The following is a 12,799-nucleotide window of genomic DNA, read 5'->3' on the forward strand; positions in this document are numbered from 1 at the left end:
CCGGTGGTGCGGGGTCGGGGGCGGGAGGACAGGGCAGGGGCGCGGCTCACGTCAAGGTGATCGCGTACACCTCGACCCGCGCATCGTCGGGGAGCGTCACCGAGCGCGGCGACCTGGTGCTGTCGAGCGCCGCCGAGTCGCCGAACAGCCGTACCGGCGGCCCGTCGACGCCCTGTCCCGCCTTGATCCGGTGCGGCATGTCGAGGACCACGGTGCTGCCGGCCGGCGCGGAACCCGCCCAGTCGCCGATCGTCACCGGCAGTTGTGCCGCAGTGCCGTCGGTGTAGCGCACGGTCAGCGAGGTGGTGACCGGACCGTTGTGGGAGGCGGCCACCAGCCGCAGAGACGACCGGGCACCGGAGGGCAGCAACAGCGTCTGGCCACGGGCCTCGACGAAGTTCGGCGCGGTCCCCGACGGGTCGGGCGCACGATAGGTCGTGCCGCTCCAGGTGACCGGCCCGGCAGGGGGCAGCAGCCCGGCGTCGTAGCTCCAGCCGCCCCCGTCGAAGTCACCCTGGCCGGACTGGTCCGTCGTCGCCGTGCCGTCGTGGTTCAGCGCCCCCGTCAGATCCACCGCGCAGGTGGACCCGCCCTCAGCCGCGCAGGACGCGGCCGGACGCACCTCGACCGTGGCGCTGCGGACGACCGCGGCCATGCCCGGCGCGGTGACCGTGATCCGTACGGGATACGAGCCCGTCGCCGTTCCGGCGGGTACGCCGACCGCGATGGGGACCGTCTTCTGCACCGGCAGATGACGCGAGTTCAGCGTGAGGCGAGATGCCCCCTTCACGGACCACCCGGCGGGAGCCCGGACACCGACGGTCGCCCGGACCTCGCCCGGGGACTGTGCGAGGACGTCCACCGCCAGATGCGCCGTCTGCCCGCTGCCGCCGGCCGGTACGACATCGGCGGCGGTGGGCAGCGAGGCGTCCAGTTGGCGGCGTCGGTCCGCGCCGCCCCCGGCGTTGACGGACGGCGGTTCGGCGCCCGGGGTGGTGCCCCACGCGGACGGTGTCGTGCCGAGCCGGTGGTCGAGACGGCCGCCGTCCGCGACGGCGTCCCAGTCCAGCCAGGTCCGGTTGACCGGCGCGCCGTCGAGAGTCACGGTCTGCACATACCGGCGTTCGTCGCTCGCGCCCGGAGCGGTGATCTTCAGCGTGCCGCCCTGACGCCGGCCGTGCCGGCCGACCGTCACCACCGCCGACTCGAACTGCGGGCTGGACAGGGCCAGATGATCGGCGCCGCTCATCACCGGATACAGCCCGAGCGACGAGAACACGTACCAGGCCGACATGGTGCCCAGGTCGTCGTTGCCCGTCATACCGTCGGGCCCGGTCGTGAACAGCGTCATCGCCGCCCGGGTGACGGTCGCCGTCTTCGCGGGCGCGCCCGCCCACAGATACATGTACGGGGCGTGCAGATCCGGCTCGTTGTTGGGGTTGTAGGTCGGCTTGCCGTAGTAGTCGTACGGCTGCGAGATCCAGTCCCTGCGGGCGGTCCCGGCCGGGTCGGTCAGCAGCTTGTCATGGACGAAGAAGGCGTCCAGACGCTTCTCCGTGGCCTTCCTGCCGCCCATGAGCCCGATCAGCCCGGCCGGGTCCTGGGGCACCAGCCACTGGTACTGATAGGCACCGCCCTCGTGGAACTGATGGCCCGCTTCCACCGGATCGTAGGGGGTCACCCAGGTGCCCTGCGAAGTCCGGGGGCGGAACTGGCCGATGGAGGAGTCCCACAGATTGCGGTACCACTGCCCCCGCCCGGCGAACATCCGCGCGTCGGCGGCGTGTCCGAGACCCTTCGCCATCAGGGCCAGTGAGGCGTCCGCCGCCGCGTATTCGAGCGTGGCCGACGCGGGGTGGTTGCAGTCGTTGTCGCCGCCCTTGTCCGCGCAGTCCTTGCCGAGTCCGAGGCCGGACGGGATGTAGCCGCGTTCGCCGTAGAAGTCCACGCCCGAGCGGCCGTTGTAGGGGGAACCGGCGGGCGGGGTGGTGGTGGCGTTCTTCCGCAACAGCGCGTACGCCTCCTTCTCGTGGCCGGCGAGGAGCCCCTTGGACCAGGCCTCGACGAGGAACGGTGTCACCGGATCGCCGGTCATGATGTTGGTCTCGCTGTTGGCGAGCGCCCACCGCGGGAGCCAGCCGCCGTCCCTGCCGATCGCGACGACGGACAGGGCGACATCGCGGGCCACCCCGGGTTGGAGCAGCTCCAGCAGCTGGTTCTGCGGCCGGTAGGTGTCCCACAGGGAGAAGTTCTGATAAGGCGTGTAGCCCTCCGCCGTATGGGCCTTGCGGTCGAAGCCCACATACCGGCCGTCCACGTCGCCGGCCACGTTCGGGTGCAACTGCGCGTGGTAGAGCGCGGTGTAGAAGGCGCTCTGCCGCTCGCGCGAGCCGCCACCGATCCGGACAGACCCCAGCTGCTTCTGCCAGGTGCTGTGCAGGGCGGCGCGCGTGGCGTCGAAGTCGTACGAGTCCTTCGTCTCCGCGGCCAGGTTCTTCCGGGCACCCTCGATTCCGGTGTACGACAGGCCGACCTTCACCACGACGTCCTTGTCGGCGCTCGCATCGAAGGTCACCCAGGCGCCGTTGCCCCCCTCGCCCGCGGCATCCCTGCCGCCCGGCGTGGGGGTCGACCCGCGCCAGGTGCCCTGCGCCCTGAACGGGCGGTCGAAGGTGGCGGTGAAGTAGACGGTGTGACGGTCCTTGCCCGCGCAGAAGTTGCCCGCGTCGACGCGGCCCTCGACCGTCCGGTCGCCGATCACATGGACCTCGGAGTCGTACACCTTCTGGTTGGCCCTGCCGGTGTTGAACAGCACGTTGGCATCGCCCGTGGACGGGAACGTATAACGCTGCCAGCCGGTCCGCTGTGTGGCGGTGAGCTCCGCGTCGATCCCGTACGACGTGAGGTTCACCCGGTAGTAGCCAGGCTCCGCCTGCTCGTCGTCGTGCGAGTACTCCGAGCGGTACTCATCGGGGTTCACGCTGCCGACAGCGCCCGTGGTCGGCATGATCGGCAGCTCACCCGCCACCCCGCAGCCCACGCCCGACAGATGGGTCTGGCTGAACCCGTGGATCTTGTTCTGCTGGTAGTCGTAGCCGCCCTGGCCGCCGGTGTCCGGACTGACCTGCACCATGCCGAACGGCGCGCTCGCGCCGGGAAAGGTGTTGCCGAAGTTCTGGGTGCCCACGAAGGGGTTGACGAGCGCGGCCGGGTCGTCCGCGACGGCCGGTGCCCCGGCGGCCACGGCCGAGCCCGCCGGACCGGACAGCCCACCGGCCAGCAGGACGGCCGCCAGCAACCGGGCGGTTCTCGTGCGCATCCGAACGGCCGACTCTCGCATCTGGGCGCCCCTTGCTGACAACGTTGTCCGATTCGGGTCCGGGAAAGCTTTCATGGTCGTCCGAAACCTGTCAATGGCCCGTTCACACCCCGCCGTCGGTGAGCGGCCGGGTCTCGCCGGTCCGGCCCGGACGCGGGCGGCGGGCCTCGGTGGAGGTGCGGCCGGGGGCCGGACGGTGGGCGGTCCTCTCCAGCGCGGCGAGCACGAACTCCGCGAGGACCGGGCCGCATTCGGCCGGCACAGCGCCGGGCGAATCCGGCTCGGTGGAGGACCGGGCACGGTCGACGAGCGGGACGGGTGAAGGGTGCGGCTCTCCGGCGCCGGCACGGCGGTGGGTGCTGTGCGCTGTCGTCGACTCCAGTGCCGCGAGAGCGGCTTCGCCGCAGGCCTCGGCGGCGTCGAGCCACGGGCCGGTGTCGGCGAGGAAGGCGGGGTCCCGCAGGCGGCCGCGGAGCACCGCGGGCGCTTCGTGGACCGCGCGGAGCGCTTTGCGCAGCGGAGCCGCGTGGCCGTCGCGGCGGAACTCCGAGACAAGGGCGGCGAGTTCACCGCCCTGACGACCGGCCGTCCCCCCGGTGCGGTGGACGTCGGCGAAGGCGCGCAGGGCGTCGGTGGCGGCCTCGTCCCCGCCGGTCAGTTCGTCGAGCGCGGCCGACCAGGACCGTTCGGGGTCGTAGTCGCCGTCGTTCCAGGCGTAGTCGGCGAATCCGGACAGGGCGATCCGCGAGGCCCGGGGCGGCGGGACGGTGACCAGTCCGAGCACCTCCTCGGCGAGCCCCGGGCCGTGTCCGGCGTAGGGCCCGAGCGACAGTCTGCCCGGTGTGCCGCCCTCCGGTCCGGGGTCCCGTACCAGCAGTCGGCGGCCGAAGGCCCGGCGTGCGGTGGCCCGTTGGCCTCGGGACGCCGGGCTCCCGGCACTCCACTGGACGGCGATGCCGGGATCGAGCTCCTGCGCGAGCCGTCGTAGGTAGTCGTTCTGCCCCGGGCCTGCGCACGCGGTGGGCGCGATCTGCAGGGGTGCCACTCCGGGGTGCCCTGGGCATTCCGCGTGGAGGGCATTGGCCAGACGCGCCTGAGCGTGCGCCAGGGCCCTGGGCTCCGTGCCCGCCGCGCCGTCGCGCCGACCGCCACCGAGGTCCTCGAAGGCGACGACAAAGCTGCGGACACCGATGTTCCTCAGGGCCGCGACCTTCGCGGTCAGCTCACCCAGGGCGTACTGCCCCGGCCGGCCGGGGGAGAGGACGTAACCGAACTCCACGTGGTGGGCGCAGGCGTGCCCCACCAGCTCCGCGATACGGGCGAGTTCACCCGGTGGAAACAGCGAGCGCCCCTCGGGTCCCCGGCAGGGGGCGTCCGCGGGCGCGTAGTAGTACGCGTTCACCTTGTGCCCGCCCAGCCACTCCAGGTCGGCGAGGCGGCGCTGATGCGACCACGGTGAGCTCCGCGAGACGTCGACGACTCCGCGCCGCGATAACGAGGGCCAGTCGCGGATCACCGTCCCCCGCAGCTTCGGCCCGTGCACCAGCCGGCGCAGCGTCCGGGCCGCGTAGTACGTGCCCGTGGGGTCCGCGCCGCTCAGCACGATATGACGGCGACCGTCCCGGCCCGCGCCGACGGCGAGGACGTACCCCTCGGCGGCCATGGTCTCGGCACCCTGGATCCCGAGCGCGCTCAGCGCATCGGCCGTCGCCCCGTTCTCCCGGTGGCCGCCGACGTGGACGACGAACCGGTCGCGTACGGGCGCGTGGTCGTCCGACCGGCCGATGGCGCGGACGCCCGCGTCGTGGAGCACCTCCTCGACGAGGGCCAGGGCGCCGGCATCGGTCGACGCCCCGCGGACGACGGTCACCGCCGCCGGAAGGCGGACGGACTCGGGACGCTTCTGCACCGAACGGGGCCGCGGGAACAGCCGCGGCGCGAGGTCGTCGCGACCGGCCGCGGCTCGGCCAGGGCTGCCGGCGACTGCCGGGGCACCTTCGAGGAGCGAGAGCATCAGGGCGACGGCATGTGCGCCCCGGGAGCGCCGGTGGGGTGGGAGCGCCGCGGATGTGGTTCCGACTGCCATCGCTGTGCCGCCTCCTCGTCAATGCCTTGATGCTGGAGGACTGGACCACTGGCTGACATCGTTGTCAAGAGGGTGGGGCGTTCTGATCTGTCCGCTCTTCGGCGACGCTCCGGAATGCCCTGGTCACACGGCGAAGGCCCCGCGTCCGCTGTCACCGCGATACGCGGGGCGCCGGGGAATTGACCGGATGTCAGCCCTGCTGGAGGGTCAGATCGCCGCGCTGGGTGGTGAGGACGACGGGGATCGGGATGAAGCCGCGCGAGGCGTCCAGTTCGATGAGCGACGCCTCGCCCTGTGCGGCCCCGGGCGCCAGCAGGCCCATGTGGTTGCCGGTGTTGCGCCACTCGCGCTCCTGGCCGTCGCAGATCGCCGTGGTGCTCCCGATGCCGACCTGGGTGTCGCCCTGGGTGGCCTTGGAGCTGATGACGATCGGGCTGGTGCGCAGTGACGAACAGCGGTAGGTGCCGCTCAGCGTGAGCGTTCCGTCCTCCGCGATCAGGCCGACCCCGTCCACGGTGACGGTGTCGGGAGCGAATTGAGCACTCGCGCTGCCGGGCGTCAGGCCGGTCGCGAGGGCGGCAGCGATACAGACCGATGAAATGAGCGTTGCGCGTCGAGCAGTGATCATGCAGAACAGAACGACCGTCCGCGGCCGAGGTGTCGCACCATCGCACGGACGAGCGAGTCCGTGCGGTCCTGACGAGGGCGTACCGGTCATTCGGCTGAGCGCGGAAGGCGTACGGGGAATGCATCCGACATCCCATGAATGATGGAGGGTTCAACAAGTTCGGCCCTCGGGTCACCCGTCGAGTGCGTTTCGCATATGCCAGCCGTCGGGCCTTCGGGGCGCGGTGGGAATGGCGACACGCCAGTTCCTCCGAACGAGTGTTTTCCCCGTCACTTGATGGTGAGTAGGGTGTGGCCCGCTGTCGGTGATCTATCGCGTCGTACACCGGCGCAATTCCGCCTGGCCGGAATGTGTATGAGGGTACGTCTGTGTCGTCTGCGGGGGACGGAGGGGGATCGTGGCCGCTGGTTCGTTCGAGGGGCAGTACGTCTGGCATCCGGCGGCCGACGACCGTCAACTGGCCCGTGCGTGCGTCGACGTGAAAGCCGGCCGCTATCTCAGCGCCCACGAGGTGCTCAAGGACGCTCGCGACGATTTCGATGTACGCGCCCACCGTTCGCTGGTGCTGGCGTCCGAGGCGGCCGACTCGGACCTCGCCGAGCGCTGGCTCGCCGAGGAGCCGGGCCCCGAGTCGGCGCTGCTGTGGGCGCGTGTGGCGATGCTTCGCGCGCTGCGCTCGGCCGACGCGCAGGACCGGCGCACCGGAACCCTGGCGGGCATCGCGAACGGCGCCTGCGAGCGGGCTGCGCAGTTGCTGCCCGAGGACCCCACGCCCTGGGTGGCGCAGCTGGCCCTGGCCCGTATCCGCCGGCCCCTCGACCCGGCCCCGCAGGGCCTGTTGACCGCACCGCCCGGTCCCTGGCAGCTGTTCTCACGGGTACTGCGGCTCGATCCCTGGAACCGCGAGGCCCATCACCGCTTCCTGTCCTTCTTCTTCACCCGGCACGGCGGCACGGCCAGCGCGCGCTGGGACGTCGCCTCGTTCCTCAGCCACCGCGCCCCGGCCGCATCCCCGCTGCGGCTGCTGCCGCTGGTCGCTCTGGTCGAGGAGTACGACCCCGCCGCCCTGCTCGCCGACCGCACCTGGCGTCAACCCCAGTGGCTGGCCACCTCGATGGGGCTCTACCACCACTGGTTCCCCCGCACGTCCGACTACCGCTTCACGCCGGTCCTGGACCTGTCGTATCTGGCGCACGCCCTCTACATGGCGCAGCGTGAATTCGAGGCGCGGGAAGTCCTCACCGCGATGGGGCCCTATGCGTCGCGGATGCCATGGAGCGTTTTCGGAGCGCCGGGCGAGCAATTGACCCGCGCGAGACGCACCTGCGGGCTCCCCGTCCCGAGCGCCGCCTGAATCCTCCCGGCCGATCCCGCCTTTTCGACTCCTTCTTCCAATCCCTCAGGGAAAGGACGCAGTTGTGTCCGAGCGTATGTCCGCACCCCGATTGAAGAACCGTCATCGCCACGACGGCGCCGTCGCTCTGGATGACGACGCGACCCTGCATGCGATGGGTTATCCGCGAAAGCTCACGCGGCGATTCCGCGCATTCGACAATTTCGCCATTTCCTTCACCATCATCAACATCATCTCCGGAATCTTCTCGGCCTTCGGATTCGGCATGGGCGCCGGCGGCCCGCGGATTCTGGTCCTGGGGTGGATAGGCGTGTCCGTCATGGTGCTGTTCGTCGGCGCCGCGATGGGCGAGATCGCGTCCGCGTATCCGACGAGCGGGGCGCTGTACTTCTCGGCCGGCAAGCTCGCCAAACGGAACCGCGGTGCCTGGTCCTGGTACACCGGCTGGCTGAACTTCGTCGGGCAGGTCGGCGGCACGGCCGCCACGGGGTACGCGGCCGCCACCTTCATCCAGGCATTCGTCGTCATGCAGTGGCCGGGCTACGAGATCACCGGCCAGCGGACGGTGCTCATCACCACCCTGATCGTGCTGCTCCAGGCGCTGGCGAACACCTACACCGTGCAACTCGTCGCCGCCCTGAACCGGATCTCCGTGTGGTGGCTGCTGATCGGCATGGTGGTCATCGTGGTGTGTCTCGCCTTCATACCGACGCACCATCAGTCGCCGTCGTTCGTCACTCATTTCGTGAACAACACCGGCTTCAGCAACGGTCTGTACGCCGCAATGCTCGGTCTCCTGGTGACCAGTTGGACGTTCACCGGCTTCGACGGCAGTTTCCACATGTCGGAAGAGACAGTGAAGGCGACCGTCAACACCCCCAGGGGCATCATGCGGGCGATCGGGTGCTCGGCGGTCGCCGGCCTCGTCCTCATGCTCGCCCTGGTGTACGCGATCCGCGATTATGCGGCTACAGCGAGTGCTTCCGCGCCACCGGTGCAGATTCTCATCGACGGACTCGGCGCGAGCACGGCGAAGCTGCTCCTGCTCATCGTGATCGGCGCCATGCTGTTCTGCGGGCTCGCCAACATGACCAGCAATACGCGGCAGATTTTCGCCTTCTCCCGGGACGGCGCGATGCCCGGCTCGCAGCTGTGGCATTCGGTGTCCCTGCGGACCCGCACGCCCGTCAAGGCGGTTTGGCTGGCGGCCGCGTGTTCGCTCGTCCTGATCATTCCGGCGTGGTGGTCGCACACCGCGTTCACGGCGATTGTGAGCGTCAATGTGGTCGGGCTGTATCTCGCCTACGGCGTGCCCATCTTCCTGCGGCTGCGTCTGGGCGACGCGTTCGAGGCCGGCCCCTGGAGCCTCGGGCGCTGGGGCAAGCCGGTCGCGCGGGTGGCCGTGACCTGGATCGTGTTCAGCAGCGTGCTGTTCATGCTCCCGCAGGTCTCCCCGATCACGGGGACGACCTTCAACTACGCCCCGATCGCCCTCGGGGTCGTCCTCCTCATCGCCACGGTCTGGTGGTTCGCCACCGCACGGCGCCGTTTCCAGGGCCCGGTCAGCTACGGCAGCCCGGACGAGGTGGCCGCCATGGACCTGATCTGACCCGGCCCCGATCCGCCGCCGGGCCGCACGGCCCACCCGTTCGCCCGGCCCACCGTCGGCACGATCCGCAGAAGTACGGCACGAAAGGTGCGCAACCCCATGAACACTCGCGACGAATCCACCCAGCCGTCCTCGGCGGGCCCGAGCGGCACACCCGGCGCGGTACCCGGCATCGGTGAACTCGCCATCAGCGGCGCGTCGTTGGAGGACTGGCACCTGGTGGCCCGCTGGGCCGCCGACGAAGGGTGGAACCCGGGCAACGACGACGTCGCCTGCTACCACCCCACCGACCCGGCGGGCTTCTTCGTCGGCCGGATCGGCGACACGATCGTCTCCGCGGTCTCGATCGTCACCTACTCGGACCGCTACGCCTTCCTCGGCTACTACCTCGTGCACCCGCTGCACCGCCGGAAGGGCCTCGGCCTCGCGACCTGGCGGGCCGCCTTCCCGCACGCCGGCGACCGCGTCGTCGGCCTGGACGCGGTACCCGCCCAGCAAGCCACCTACGGGCGCGCCGGCTTCACCGCGGTGGGCGAGAACATCCGGTACCGCGGCCGCCCCGCCCGGTCGGGCACGCCCGCACCGGGAGTGGTCTCCGTGGCCCCGGAGCACCTGGACGCGATCGCCGCGTACGACAGGGAGTGCTTCCCCGCCGACCGGCGGGACTTCGTCTCCCGCTGGCTGACCGCGGCCGGCCACCGGGCGTACGCGCGGCTGCGGGACGGCCGCGTCACGGGCTACGGGGTGATCCGTCCCGCGCTCGAAGGCCACCGCATCGGCCCGCTGTTCGCCGACACCACCGAGGACGCCGGCGCACTTTTCGACGCCCTCACCGCACACCTCGGCCCGGACGAGGTGGTCGCCCTCGACGTACCCGAAGCCCGGAAGGATGCCGTCGCGCTCGCCGCGGCACGGGGCCTCGAACCCCGGTCGGTCACCGTCCGGATGTACAACGGGCCGGCGCCGGAGGTGGGGGCGGAGCGCATGTTCGGGGTCACCTCACTCGAACTCGGCTAGCCGTCCGTCGCCGAGGGCCCCCGGCCTCACCGCTAACCGGCCGGGGCCGGCGGCGGTGAGTCCGGTGCCGATGCGGTGTTGCCCGTGTCCGCCGAGTCGGACTGCGGCGGCGGTGGAGGTGGCGGCGGTGGCTCCGGTGACTGGGTGGGCGGGGGTTCGGGGCTCTGCGGTTGCGAGGGCGGGGGCTCAGAGGGTGAGTCCGGCGGGTTCGAGGGCGGTGAACTGGGCGACGACGGCGGGCATTTCCCACCCGGCGACGGACACGCGGACCCGGACGAGCCCGAGGGGGAGGTGCCCGGTGTGGGCGCCGAGGGGAGCGGCTTCTTCGGGGGTGCCGTCTTCTTGTCGCTGCCGCCGGTGCCGCCCGCGGGGCGTTCGAACCAGTCGTCGTTCTCGCCGTCGAAGACCACGAACTCCTTGACCGGCTGCGGCGCGGGCGCGACGATCACTTCCTTTTCCGGGCGATAGCCGGGCCAGGCGTCGCCCGTGCGCTTCGGTGTGCCCTTCAGCTCCTTGGGCTCCTGGAGCGGGTTGCCGCAGGCACAGCGCACCGTCGGGACGCCGCGGTCGTCGATGAGGACGGCCGTGCCGGTCTGGAGCACCGCCTGGTAGCTGGTCGGCTTGCCGTCCCGGTAGCCGTGGTTGGTGACGCGGGTGTCCAGTCGCAGCTGGACGGGCGTCAACGAGCGCAGATACGCGGGTACGGCGCCGGGCTCGACATCCACGACCGAGGCGAAGGCCGTGTTCTTGGCCGGATTGTCGGTGAGGTAGGTGACCTGCTGCTCGACATCGCAGCTGGCGACCTTGCGGGTTCCCCCGTACAGACCGGGTGTTGAGCCCACCACGCTCTGCGTCTGATTCGCGGCCTTCGCGGTCGCGGTCGGCTGCGCCGACTCGTCGGTGGGCGCGTCCTCGCGTGCGGTGGAGGGGGTGTAGGGATCGGGGCCGGCCGTGCCCGCTGCCTGGAGGAACACCTCGCTGCCGGAGCCGGAGCCTCCGTCGGGGCGGGTGAAGACGACGATCAGCGCCACGGCGGCCACCAGCGCGACGGCGATCGTGGCCACCTTGGGTACGGAGCGCCACCACGGGCGCTGCCCTCCGTCGCCGGGCCCTCCCGTGGGAGTGCCGGAGCCGCCCGTTCCGCCGGAGCCGCCCGTACCGCCGGGTCCGCCCGGTCCGCTCGGGCCACCGCCGCTCGACGGGCCGGGCGGCGGGCCGGGTGGTGGCGTCGGTCCTCCCCGCGACGGTCCGGACAAGGGGCCTGACGGTGGACCTGTGGGGCGTTCGGACGGTGGCTGTTCGGCGCTCACGGGCTCTTCTTCCCACGATGAGGACGTCAAGCGGAGTGGAAATGCACCGCATATTCCGTTGAAGACGTTTCATGGCACTTCACGACCATTGTGTGCTCCGTATCCGCACGGCCCGCAAGCTGACGCGGTCGGCCCTCCCGGCGGGCGGAGCGACGCTCGGCTGCTTAGCGTGGCAGCGTGAGCCACGAGGAGATCCGCGACCGAGACCGGCCCGCCCGTGCCTCGCACGGCTGGCTCCAAGCACTGGTGGCAGTGCTCGCCGGCGTGGTGGCCCTCCTCGTCACGGCAGGCCTCGGTCTGTGGGCCGCCGGGGCCGCCGAACTGCCCGGAGGCGCCTTTCCCTCCGTCGTCGCGGCGGTCGTCGTGATGGCGGTCGGCGGCTCCGTCGAGCTCTCCGGGGACGCCGGGCTCATCGCCGAGACGAGCGCGGGACTCACCGTGCTGCCCCTCTCGGTGACACTGGCCGGCGCCGTGGTCATCGCCGAGGGCTTTCTGCGCCCTCTGCGGCACCGCGCCGTCGCGAGCGCCCGCGAGCTGGCCGGCTGGGCCGGCCGGCTCGCCGTGCTGTGGGCGATCGCCCTCATCGCCCTGGCTGCCGTCGCCCGGCACTCCTTCGCCGTCCCACTGGGCGAAGGGACCGTCTCCGACATCGGTGACCTGCTCGACTCCGCCCCGCAGGTCGGCTTCCGCGCGAACATCCCCGTCACCGTCGTCCTGGGACTGGTGTGGCTCGCGGGCCTCCTCCTGCTGGCCGTACTCGTCTCGCGCAAGACCCCGTTGCCCGGCCGTCTGCTGCGTTTCCAGGAGTCGGTGCGCCCGGCGGCATTCGCCATGGTCGTCCTGCTGCTCGCCTACGTCGTCCTGGGCATCGTCGTGGGACTCGTGGTCGCCGCGACGCGCGGGCACACCGCCGAGACGTTCGCGGTGATCCTGCTCGGGCTGCCCAACCTCGCCTGGATCGCCTTCACCGTCGGACTCGGCGCCACCTGGGACGGCAAGGTCGAGGGCCCCTTCGGGCTGCCCGTGCCGCAGATTCTCGACGAAGTCCTGCGCACACCGGGCGGCTCCACGGTCAACCTGAGTTCGCTCACCGAGCGGGACAGCCGCGCCTGGTGGCTGCTCGTCGTGGCCGCGGTACTCCTGCTGGGCGCGGCCTTCCTGATGGCCGTGCGCTCACCCGCCCGCGTACGGCCGTGGCAGCACGCCGTGCACATGGCCGTCGCACTCGTCCTCACGGTGCTGACCGTCTGCCTCGTCGCCCGGCTGACCGCGCACTACGGACTGTCGCTGCTGGGCATCGGGGACATCGACGGAGGTCTCGGCGGTGATGTGTTCCTGCGGCCGCGGCTGTGGTCCGCCCTGGGGCTCGCCGCCCTGTGGGGACTGGTCACCGGCTTCCTCGGCAGCCTGCCGGCACTGCGTGTCCACCGGCGCGGCGAGGTCGGGACCACCGACGTCTGAGAACGGGACAACAGG

At 71.4% G+C, this 12,799-nt stretch carries 8 protein-coding genes; 4 read left to right on the forward strand and 4 right to left on the reverse strand.

The annotated features are described in order from the left end of the window. Window positions 1-46: 46 nt before the first annotated feature. The 3 genes from RPQ07_RS32570 to RPQ07_RS32580 form a co-directional block, all read right to left on the reverse strand. Window positions 47-3,319, reverse strand: a complete 3,273-nt coding sequence (locus RPQ07_RS32570) for a GH92 family glycosyl hydrolase (RefSeq protein ID WP_313947814.1) — start codon at window positions 3,317-3,319, stop codon at window positions 47-49. A 103-nt stretch (window positions 3,320-3,422) separates the two neighbouring features. Further along, a complete protein-coding gene (locus tag RPQ07_RS32575) occupies window positions 3,423-5,405 on the reverse strand; it encodes a beta-N-acetylglucosaminidase domain-containing protein (RefSeq protein ID WP_313947815.1) in 1,983 nt (660 codons plus the stop codon). A 190-nt stretch (window positions 5,406-5,595) separates the two neighbouring features. Then, complete coding sequence (locus RPQ07_RS32580; protein WP_313947816.1) at window positions 5,596-6,033, reverse strand: DUF6299 family protein; 438 nt, start codon at window positions 6,031-6,033, stop codon at window positions 5,596-5,598. A 397-nt stretch (window positions 6,034-6,430) separates the two neighbouring features. On the opposite strand from RPQ07_RS32580, the gene RPQ07_RS32585 reads away from it, so the two are divergent. The 3 genes from RPQ07_RS32585 (at window position 6,431) to RPQ07_RS32595 (ending at window position 10,013) form a co-directional block, all read left to right on the forward strand. Next, a complete protein-coding gene (locus RPQ07_RS32585) occupies window positions 6,431-7,387 on the forward strand; it encodes a hypothetical protein (RefSeq protein ID WP_313947817.1) in 957 nt (318 codons plus the stop codon). 64 nt (window positions 7,388-7,451) lie between these two features. Beyond that, window positions 7,452-8,996, forward strand: a complete 1,545-nt coding sequence (locus RPQ07_RS32590) for an amino acid permease (protein WP_413777797.1) — start codon at window positions 7,452-7,454, stop codon at window positions 8,994-8,996. Window positions 8,997-9,095: 99 nt separating this feature from the next. Beyond that, window positions 9,096-10,013: a GNAT family N-acetyltransferase gene (locus tag RPQ07_RS32595; protein ID WP_313947818.1), complete on the forward strand. Its 918-nt coding sequence runs from the start codon at window positions 9,096-9,098 to the stop codon at window positions 10,011-10,013. 32 nt (window positions 10,014-10,045) lie between these two features. Here the strand turns inward: RPQ07_RS32595 and RPQ07_RS32600 are convergent, their stop codons facing one another. Further along, the gene (locus RPQ07_RS32600) at window positions 10,046-11,323 is read right to left on the reverse strand and encodes a DUF6777 domain-containing protein (RefSeq protein ID WP_313947819.1); all 1,278 of its coding nucleotides are present in this window, start codon (window positions 11,321-11,323) and stop codon (window positions 10,046-10,048) included. A gap of 177 nt (window positions 11,324-11,500) precedes the next feature. Here RPQ07_RS32600 and RPQ07_RS32605 point away from each other — a divergent pair, with 177 nt between their 5' ends. Then, complete coding sequence (locus RPQ07_RS32605) at window positions 11,501-12,784, forward strand: streptophobe family protein (RefSeq protein ID WP_313947820.1); 1,284 nt, start codon at window positions 11,501-11,503, stop codon at window positions 12,782-12,784. Window positions 12,785-12,799 lie beyond the last annotated feature (15 nt).

This window comes from Streptomyces sp. AM8-1-1 (assembly GCF_032229325.1).
Classification (GTDB): Bacteria; Actinomycetota; Actinomycetes; order Streptomycetales; family Streptomycetaceae; genus Streptomyces; species Streptomyces achmelvichensis.

Excerpts from the sequence above, each read along its gene's own strand:
- RPQ07_RS32570 (WP_313947814.1), bottom strand. The coding sequence starts at position 3,319 with ATGCGCACGAGAACCGCCCGGTTGCTGGCGGCCGTCCTGCTGGCCGGT.
- RPQ07_RS32575 (WP_313947815.1), bottom strand. The coding sequence starts at position 5,405 with ATGGCAGTCGGAACCACATCCGCGGCGCTCCCACCCCACCGGCGCTCC.
- RPQ07_RS32580 (WP_313947816.1), bottom strand. The coding sequence starts at position 6,033 with ATGATCACTGCTCGACGCGCAACGCTCATTTCATCGGTCTGTATCGCT.
- RPQ07_RS32595 (WP_313947818.1), top strand. The coding sequence starts at position 9,096 with ATGAACACTCGCGACGAATCCACCCAGCCGTCCTCGGCGGGCCCGAGC.